Genomic DNA, 5,273 nt, shown 5'->3' with positions numbered 1-5,273 from the left:
GATGGAGCTGGTCGGGCTGATCCCCGAGCACCTGGACCGCTACCCGCACGAGTTCTCCGGCGGCCAGGCCCAGCGGATCGGCATCGCCCGCTCGCTGGCCACCTCGCCGCGGCTGGTGATCGCCGACGAGCCGGTCTCCGCGCTGGACGTCTCCATCCAGGCCCAGGTGGTCAACCTGATGGAGCGGCTCCAGCAGGAGCTCGGGCTGGCGTACGTGTTCATCGCGCACGACCTCTCGGTGGTCAAGCGGGTCTGCGACCGGGTCGCGGTGATGTACCTGGGCCGGATCGTGGAGATCGGCGACAAGGCCGAGGTGTACGGCAGCCCCGCGCACCCGTACACCAGGGCGCTGCTGTCCGCCGTCCCGCTGCCCGACCCGGAGGCGGAGCGCACCCGGGAGCGGATCGTGCTGCTCGGCGACCCGCCGAGCCCGGCCGACCCGCCGCCCGGCTGCACCTTCCACCCGCGCTGCCCGAAGGCCCAGGACCTGTGCCGGACCGAGCGGCCGCTGCTGCGGATCGCCGGGCCCGGCGAGCGGCAGGCGGCCTGCCACTTCCCGGAGGTCTGAGCCGCACAAGCCCCCGGTCGGACGCGGCGGGGAACCCTGCGAGGGCCGCGTCCGGCCGGGTTCCAACCCCTTCCCCGCCCACTCGTCGACGGCGTCCCACTCCCCGACGGCGTCTCACTCCTCGACGGGCAGCAGGCCCTCCTCCGGCAGCAGCCGGCGCGGGCCCGGCCCCTCGGCGGCCAGCTCGTCCCCCGGGTTGAGCACCCGGCAGCGGCGCAGCGACACGCAGCCGCAGCCGATGCAGCCGGTCAGCTCGTCCTCCAGCCGCTCCAGCTCGGCCCGGCGGGCGCGCAGCTGCTCGGCCCAGCGCCGGGAGATGCGCTCCCAGTCGTGCTTGCCGGGCATCCGGTCCTCGGGCAGGCCGGTGAAGACCTCGGCGACCTCGGAGAGCGGGATGCCGAGCCGCTTGGCGACCAGGATGAGCGAGATCCGGCGCAGCACGTGCCGCCGGTAGCGCCGCTGGTTGCCCGCCGTGCGCTCGGAGGAGATCAGCCCCTGGTCCTCGTAGAAGCGCACCGCGGAGGTGGCGATCCCGGCCCGCCGGGCCACCTCCCCGACGCTCAGCAGGTCGACCGGCGCGGTGGTCATGGCGACTCCTCGGTTCCTTCGGCTTCCTTGACTTCAAGTTCTCTTGAAGTCCTAGCGTACCGGACGTGACCGAATCATCTGCCGTAGAGACCGACACCGCCCCTGCCGAGCAGGGCAGTTACCCCATGGAGTCGTCGCCCGCCGGGGCCGCCGCCGGTTGGCGCGAACTCTTCTCCCGCCGGTACGCCGCCCCCGCCTCGATCCTGGCCGGCGGTGTCGCGCTGTACGCGATGAACCTCTACTTCACCGCCGCGCTGATGCCCTCGATCGTCGCCGACATCGGCGGCGAGCGGTACTACGCGTGGGTGGCCACCGGCTTCCTGATGGCCGCCGTGATCGCCTCGATGCTGGTCAGCCGGCTGCTGGACCGCCTCGGCGCCGCCCGGGCCTACGTCCTGGGCTTCCTGGTCTTCGGCGCCGGCGCCGTGGTCAACGCGCTCAGCCCGTCGATGGCGGCGCTGATCCTCGGCCGGGTGGTGCAGGGCCTCGGCGGCGGGCTGGTGGCCGGGCTCGGCTACGCGGTGATCCGCAGCGCCCTGCCGGAGCGGCTGTGGACCCGCGCGGCCGGACTGGTCTCCGCGATGTGGGGCGTCGGCACCCTGGTCGGACCGTCGCTGGGCGGGCTCTTCGCCCAGCTCGGCGCCTGGCGCGGGGCGTACGTCCTGCTGCTGGCCGCCGCGCTGGTGCTGGCGGTGCTGGCCCGCCGGGTGCTGCCCGGGCGCTCCGGCGCGGGGCGGGGCGGCGGCCCGGTGCCGCTGCCCTCGCTGCTGCTGCTCACCCTGGCGGCGGCCGCCTTCAGCGTCAGCTCGACCGTGCCGTCCGGCTGGCCGACGGCGCTCTGCCTGCTCGCCGGACTGGCGCTGCTGGTGGGCTTCACGGCGGTCGAGCGGCGCTCGGCGGCGACGGTGCTGCCGCGGCAGACCTACCGGCCCGGCAACCCCCTGAAGTGGCTCTACCTGACCGTCGCGGTGCTCTGCGCGGGCGTGGTGACGGAGAACTTCATCCCGCTGTTCGGCCAGCAGCTGGGCGGCCTCGGCCCACTGGTGGCCGGCTTCCTCGGCGCGGCCACCTCGGCCGGCTGGACCGCCGCCCAGCTGTTCAGCGTCGGCATCGAGTCGGCCCGCGGCCGGGCCCTGGCGATCCGGGTCGCCCCGCTGGTGCTGGTCGGCGGCCTGCTGGTGTACGGGCTGTCGCAGACCGGGCACGCCTCCGGGCTCCGGGTGCTGCTGTGGGCGGTGGCGCTGTTCGGCGCCGGCACCGGGATAGGCCTGGCCTTCCCGCACCTGAGCGTGGCCGCGATGCGCAGCAGCAGCGACCCGGCCGAGGGCGGCAAGGCGGCCGCGGCGATCAACACCACCCAGCTGATCGCCTTCTCGGTGACCTCGGCGCTGGCCGGCACCCTGGTCAACCTGGGCGGGGACAGCCCGGTCGACTCGGCCCGGTACATGACCTTCGGGATCGCCGCGATCACCGTCCTGGGGGTGGCCACCGCGGCGCGCACCGCGCGCAGCCTGGGGCGCTGACCCGGGCACGCGGCGGGCGCACGGGCAGGCCCTGGGCGCACGAGCCTGCCCCGGGCACATGAGCAGGCCCCGGATCCCTTTTCGTCGGGGGGATCCGGGGCCCTTCACGTACCGGTCAGGAGGCCGGGCCCACCCGGACGGTGGTGATCTTCCCGCCCTGGGACTCCCGGACGACCTCGATCTTCGTGTTGGTGTCCGGCACCTTCACCGTCAGCTGCGGCGTGGCCGGGTCGCCGTACACGCCGGTGCGGTCGTCGAACACCGGGACGGCCGGCTTCGACGGGACGCGCACCGCGACGCCGCCCTTGTGCAGGGTGAACGCCGTGGTCGGCTTGAGCGAGAAGGTCGCGTCGTAGGTCTGCGCCCGCCCGTTGACCAGCGTCCCGTCGGCGAAGCGGATCGGCGCCGGACGGGCGTCGATCGGCAGGATCAGCCCGCCGCCGGGGTGGTCCTTGGTGTTGTTGTCACCGTACGAGGTGTCCCACAGCCAGATCAGGACGCCCTCCTGGTACGGGTAGTTGTCCACCACGTTGGCCTTGCCCGCGACACCGCCGTAGCCGAAGTTGTACGGGCCGGTCTTCAGGAACGCCCCGTAGCCGGTGTAGCGGCGGTTCTCGGCGAGGTACGCGCGCGGGTGCTGCTTGACGGCGGTGCGGCCGTCGATGACCGTGAAGCCGCCGGCCGTCCAGCCGTTCGCGCCGTTCTCGGCGCCGTCGGCGAACAGCACGGCGGCGCCGGCGGTGGCCTTCACGGCGTCCACCAGCACGCCCCGGCCGTGGGTGTTGCCGTCCGAGGTGACGTGGAAGCGCAGCCGGACCTGCCGGCCGAGGTAGCCGTCCAGCGGGATGTGCAGCTGCTTGTAGCTGCCGGAACTGCCGCTCAGCCCGGGGGTGTTGGCGCTGGTGTTGCCGATCGGGGCGCCGTCCACGGTGCCGCCGAGGGCGGTCCAGTGCTTGCCCTGGTCGGTGGAGGCCTCGACGGTCAGGAAGTCGTAGTCCTGCTCGGTGTCGTACCAGACCGCCGCGTCCAGGGTGGCCGGGCCGGCGGCGGTGCGCAGGTCGACGTCCCGGGCCAGGGAGTTGTCGAGGTTGTCGCCGGTGTCGCTCCACCACTGCCGGCCGCCCTCGTAGGGGTCGGCGAGGTCGGTGCGGGTGGTGCCGTCCGGCAGGTGGACCAGGACGGCCTGGGCCTGGTCGGTGTTGTAGCTGCTCACCCCGAGCGCGTGGGTGGAGCGGGTGGCGGCCTGTGCCTCGTCGTAGTCGAGCCAGCCGAACTGCAGCTTGCTCCAGGCGTCGAGGTCGCCGGGGTAGCCGCCGGTGGTGTTCGGACCCTTGCCCAGGTAGGAGCCGGAGGACATCAGCGACCAGAAGTTGACGCTGTTGTCACCGCCGTTGGTGGGGTACAGGTCGGGCAGGCCGAGGTTGTGGCCGAACTCGTGGGCGAACAGGCCGACGCCGCTGTTCTCGCCGGCCTGGACGTAGTCGTAGACGTACAGGCCGGTGTCGCCGACGGGGGCGCCGCCGATCCTGTTGCCCTCCGGGCCGGTCTGTCCGGTCGCGTCCGGGAAGGTCCAACTGCGGTGCGCCCACAGCGCGTCGGCGCCCTGGGCGCCGCCGCCCCAGGTCTCGTCCACGCCCGCGTGCACCACGACGACGTTGTCCAGGTAGCCGTCCGGCTGGGCGAACTCGCCGTCCTTGTCGTGGTCGTAGCGGTCGTAGACGTCGTACTGGGCGAGCTGCGCCTTGATGTCGGCGGCGGAGCGGCCCTTGGCGACCTCGCCGTCGTACCAGGCCTTGACGGCGTCCCGGATGAACTCCTGCCCCTGGGTCCAGGCGCCGGAGCCCTGCGGGCCCTTGTTGCTGCCGTAGCGGGCCTCGTTGTACGGGACGGTGACCCAGTCGCTGACGGTGCCCTCGACGTCGTACCGGCCCGAGGACTGGGTGCGGTAGTAGTTGCGCATCGATACCGCGCCGGGCGTGTCGTCGAAGAACATCTTCTGGTAGTACGCGCGGTCGAAGTCCGCCGACCACAGGGTGTGGTTGTCGTCCTTGCCCGGCTTGGGGATCTGGTTGTGGGCCGGGCCGGGGGTGCCGCCGTAGCGGGGCCGGCCGTCCCACTGGGTGGTGTCGTCCACCTGGTCGCCGAACTGGGCGAGGATGACGAAGACCTTGTCCGTGCGCTGGTGCGCGAGTTGGACGTAGTCGTCGCCGACCTTCACCTTCGCCGGGGCCCGCTTGCCGGCGGCCTTGGCGACGGTGCCCTTGTTGAGCTGTTCCAGGGCCTTGCCGCGCAGGGCCTGGCGCTCGCGCTCCTGGGGCGCGAGCGGGGCCGGCGGGGCCTCGGCGCCCTGCTGGGCGTCGGCCGACGCGGCGGCGAGGGCGGCGGGGGTCGGGGGTGCGGCCTGGGCGGGGGTGCCCAGCAGGGTGGCCGCTATCGCACTCGTGGTGAGCGCGGCGGCGAGGGCCGCGGACAGTCTGCGCAACTGACCGGTCCTTTCCGGGGGATGGGGGTGCCTCGGTCATCGGTAGGTGAAGCGCAGGTAATATTTCACATGTCACGGGTTACGTGAAAGGGGTGTGCGGCAACCCGAAGGG

4 protein-coding genes are annotated in these 5,273 nt (G+C 73.2%); 2 read left to right on the top strand and 2 right to left on the bottom strand.

The genetic code is table 11. The annotated features are described in order from the left end of the window. The coding region (locus ACFU6K_RS30620; RefSeq protein WP_380668492.1) for an oligopeptide/dipeptide ABC transporter ATP-binding protein at window positions 1-568 on the top strand (568 nt) is incomplete at its 5' end. 114 nt (window positions 569-682) lie between these two features. On the opposite strand, the gene soxR is transcribed toward ACFU6K_RS30620, so the two are convergent. After that, window positions 683-1,156, bottom strand: a complete 474-nt coding sequence (gene soxR / locus ACFU6K_RS30615; protein ID WP_049651587.1) for a redox-sensitive transcriptional activator SoxR — start codon at window positions 1,154-1,156, stop codon at window positions 683-685. A gap of 65 nt (window positions 1,157-1,221) precedes the next feature. Between soxR and ACFU6K_RS30610 the strand changes: the two genes are divergently transcribed. Then, complete coding sequence (locus ACFU6K_RS30610) at window positions 1,222-2,679, top strand: MFS transporter (RefSeq protein WP_380668490.1); 1,458 nt, start codon at window positions 1,222-1,224, stop codon at window positions 2,677-2,679. Between the two features lie 115 nt (window positions 2,680-2,794). On the opposite strand, the gene ACFU6K_RS30605 is transcribed toward ACFU6K_RS30610, so the two are convergent. Beyond that, the gene (locus ACFU6K_RS30605; RefSeq protein ID WP_380668488.1) at window positions 2,795-5,161 is read right to left on the bottom strand and encodes an immune inhibitor A domain-containing protein; all 2,367 of its coding nucleotides are present in this window, start codon (window positions 5,159-5,161) and stop codon (window positions 2,795-2,797) included. Between the last annotated feature and the right edge of the window lie 112 nt (window positions 5,162-5,273).

This window comes from Kitasatospora sp. NPDC057512 (assembly GCF_042802135.1).
Taxonomy (GTDB): domain Bacteria; phylum Actinomycetota; class Actinomycetes; order Streptomycetales; family Streptomycetaceae; genus Kitasatospora.
This window is presented reverse-complemented; position numbering and strand designations above follow the sequence as displayed.

Coding starts and splice junctions, on each gene's coding strand:
- soxR (WP_049651587.1), bottom strand. CDS start 1,156: ATGACCACCGCGCCGGTCGACCTGCTGAGCGTCGGGGAGGTGGCCCGG.